Annotated in this window: 2 protein-coding genes; both read left to right on the top strand. The window is 42.6% G+C overall.

The features are described from left to right. On the top strand, positions 1-205 hold a 205-nt coding region (locus tag R7040_RS28460), incomplete at its 5' end, for a U32 family peptidase C-terminal domain-containing protein (RefSeq protein ID WP_318097888.1). A 2-nt stretch (positions 206-207) separates the two neighbouring features. Then, positions 208-462 carry a YfhL family 4Fe-4S dicluster ferredoxin gene (locus R7040_RS28455; RefSeq protein WP_005460170.1) on the top strand — a complete coding sequence of 85 codons (255 nt, stop codon included), beginning with the start codon at positions 208-210 and terminating at the stop codon, positions 460-462. Positions 463-580: the final 118 nt, after the last annotated feature.

The following is a 580-nucleotide window of genomic DNA, read 5'->3' as shown; positions in this document are numbered from 1 at the left end:
CAGCCTGGAGTTAATGACACCAAAAGGTAACGTTGTTTTCACTCTAGAAGCGATGGAAACCCGCAAATCAGAGTCGATTGAAGACGCAAAAGGTAACGGCCACTTCGTATTCATTCCTGTTCCTGAAGACATGGACCTAGAATACGGCCTGTTGATGCGCAATCTAAACGCAGGCCAGGACACTCGTAACCCTACTGGTAAGTAATCATGGCGTTACTCATTACTGACAAATGCATTAACTGCGACATGTGTGATCCGGAATGCCCGAATGGCGCGATCAGCATGGGAGACAGCATCTTCGAAATCGACCCTAACTTATGTACTGAGTGCAAAGGTCATTACGAAAAGCCTACCTGTCAGTCAGTTTGTCCAATAACAAAATGTATTATTACTGATCCAAACCACATTGAGACAGAAGAGCAATTGCTTGAAAAGTTTGTGGTGATTCAGGGACTCGCCTAAATAAAATGAGGTTCAACTTTGCGAACAAAGTTGAACCTTTTTTTATCCTGATTTTTCGATTGGATAGATATTGCAAAACAACTCTTTCTCAAAGTGATACTCGAGTCTTTCACGCCAA

The sequence above is a fragment of the Vibrio sp. 1069 genome (genome assembly GCF_033340555.1).
This window is presented reverse-complemented; position numbering and strand designations above follow the sequence as displayed.